This is a genomic window from Bacteroides acidifaciens (genome assembly GCF_024623065.1).
Lineage (GTDB): Bacteria > Bacteroidota > Bacteroidia > Bacteroidales > Bacteroidaceae > Bacteroides > Bacteroides acidifaciens.
Genome location: NZ_JANJZR010000152.1, coordinates 1 through 2,849 on the forward strand (window position 1 = coordinate 1; position 2,849 = coordinate 2,849).

The window sequence follows — 2,849 nt, forward strand, 5'->3', positions numbered from 1 at the left end:
ATAAACTTATAAAAGTCCGCAAGCCGGCCCGAGTGGTTCTCCCTCCAGAGATTATAAAGCTCCGTTACTTGTGAAGTAGACGGGGCAAGTACAATATTATTCTGCTTTTCCATAGTGCAAAAGTTGGGTTTATAAAAGGAAGAGTAAAGGACGAAATTAACCGGAATATACAACGGATATGAACTCCCCTATATACGAAAGGATAAAAGTTTCATCATAAGTTTGTCTAAGATCTTCAGGACCTCCCATTATATAATCAATATACACCCTTAATTTTACCTGATAATTTCTTACCAACTTATCGTTATCAAGGATAGGGGGATTCTCTATAACATAATTATCCGAATCTGGAGTCATATAATCATCCGTATTAGTTTTGAAAAAACTACTTAATATAGTATCTTCGGATTCATTGAAGGAATCTAAAATCTCCTTTTTCTTGTTTTCTATAACTTCTGTCATGGTATTACGAACCAGTTTCCATATATATAAAGTACTACCGAAATTTTTAATAAAATGTTCCTCATCAAGATTATAGGGAGCTATTAACCGAAGCGTTCTTAATGTCAGCTCGACAGGTACAATCTTATTTGCCGGAAGTGAATAAGAAAGCCCGTCAAAAAGCAAGTACTGCCCCCGAAGTGCTACAGGTGTCAATATATCCATACTCATAAGCTGGTGGACCGGTAACATGACATTCGTTTCTACCTGGTTGAAAGAGTGTCTTATTATAGCATCATATTTTTTCCAGAAGTTTATAAACAGACCGTTTTTATATTGAAACAAAAGTGATATCGTATGTTTACTTCCGTCTTTTAATACGACTTCCTCACCCTCGGAAGTATAGGGCAGTACGGAACCGAAAGGATATTTACTATTCTGTGAGGATGTAAAGGCAAACACAAACGATAAAGGCGTTTCTACTTTTTCCGAATCTTCATCATCATTATTAGAGGATGTTTTAAGATATGTATAACGGTGCACGTAATCAGCCAGATATTGAGGGGAAAGAATATCATTCGGGGCAAAATCCATTGGAACGCATTCGTCGTCGCTGGTTAATTCGTTATCTTCGATATTGTCGGTTTTCCGATCCCAGGAAAAGAAACTCGATGAAGAATAAGTAAGGCGTTTGTTGTCTTCATCCCATTTGAACCACCGCCCCGTCGTTTCCTCATAATTTAGATGTATCACCCTTTCGGTAATGTCAACTTTCGCCAGTCTGGCCACTTTCTGATCCTTTAAATAGTCTTCGAACCTTTCAACAGAGGGGGCCGCCCCAGTAAAGGAAGTCTTGGCCGATAACTTCATTTGCCGGGCCGTTTCATACGTTATTAAAGGTTCATCTGTCAGGCTACGGGATAAATCAAGGCCGGGCTCGGCTTCTATAATATCTTTAAGAAGTCTTAGCGTAGCCGTTTTGGTATCGGATGATATATTATAAACCAGTCCGAAGCGTACATAAAGAGCGTTCAAAAACTCTTCCACGGTGCAGTCCGGCATTAAATCAGCATAAGCCAGTTTTCCTTTTACGCAACAATCTGCGGCATTATTTAATATTACCAAGTTATAAAGCTGCTTGTCCGTCTTAAAAGGATTTTCCGTGACAGTATAGCCAAATTCAGAGAAAACAAGTTCCAATACTCGCCACACGTACAGAAATGGAGTTATCCCGTATCCGTTAGGTAACTTTACCTGCGTTGGAGTTCCGTCAATCAAGTGTGTTTCCGTCCGCTCATCCGAACGCAATCTATATATTCTACTCCCTTCTGATAACGGATGTATGAAATTCAGATATTTAGGATAGTAAACGCCGTCTTTCGCTTCATTGGCTGTTACTATCTGGAATATGGAATAGTCTTCTTTTTCTCCATTCAGGACTTCATCAAGATGTTCCAATAAATCAAATATATCACTATATTCTTTTACCGGTAATTCCATGGAATTTAATTTCTTCGCTTTCCATGCACTGTAGGCTTCCGAATTGTCAAACCCGATGTTAAGGGTTATTCCTTCTTTCTTTCCGGCCGAAACGATGTTTAGCTTTCCGGTTCTCTTATATACTCCATCCAATACGGTACACGTTGCATCTTTATCTATTGGTTTCATTGCCATATCCAACCGGTGGGCAAAACCGGTAATTAATGCATTGTTATTCGTGCATGGAACCGTAACCGGGACCGTCTGCGATCCCCGGTCGTTCATGATGGGGGATTTCTCGTCGATTTGTACGGTAAAATCTCCCCCTAAATCCAAATACCCTTTATTAGTCTTGATCTTTAGCATACTATTTGATTATTTTCCGCGCGTGAATGTGTAGCGGGCGTTTTCTATCGTCTCTTTAGCCTTTTCCCAGTCCTGGTAAACGATGTAAGCCTTTATAGACTTGATAGCCTCGCACGTCTTACGAAGTTCCTTCGTTGCTTCCAGTATTTCCAAGTATGAAGAATCTCCTGCAGGCGTTCCGGTGTATCCGCCTTCCGCGTAACCGGTTTCCGGCAACGGGTTTACATTGGTCCGTTGTCTTCTAATCGATTCGATGGTACTAACGGCATCTATCACTTTGGGGTTATTCATTTCCGGCTGTGGTACCACATATTCCCCTTTATGGACTACGCCGGCTACTTCATAACGTCCACCGGGACCGGTATAACCACCTTCTGAATACCCCCCGGAACCTTTAACGACTCTTTCCGCCGTTGCCGTCTTACTTCCGGCCGTATTTTTCAGAGACATATTTTTAATCTTGTCTCTTTCCGCTTTTGCCGACATAAGCTGGGCCACACCGGTAGCCGCAAGCATTGCTGCAGCAACGGTTCCGGCGATCGGTCCTAAGTCCGCGTACGCCT

The 2,849-nt window shown here is 41.5% G+C and carries 1 protein-coding gene and 1 pseudogene; both read right to left on the bottom strand.

Annotated features, from left to right (window positions below; translation table 11 throughout):
• Positions 1 to 156: 156 nt before the first annotated feature.
• Entirely contained in the window at positions 157 to 2,286 is a 2,130-nt protein-coding gene (locus NSB03_RS20265; RefSeq protein ID WP_136014071.1) for a hypothetical protein, read from the bottom strand.
• Between the two features lie 9 nt (positions 2,287 to 2,295).
• Positions 2,296 to 2,849 (bottom strand): annotated as a pseudogene (locus NSB03_RS20270) (phage tail tape measure protein); the annotation flags it as partial.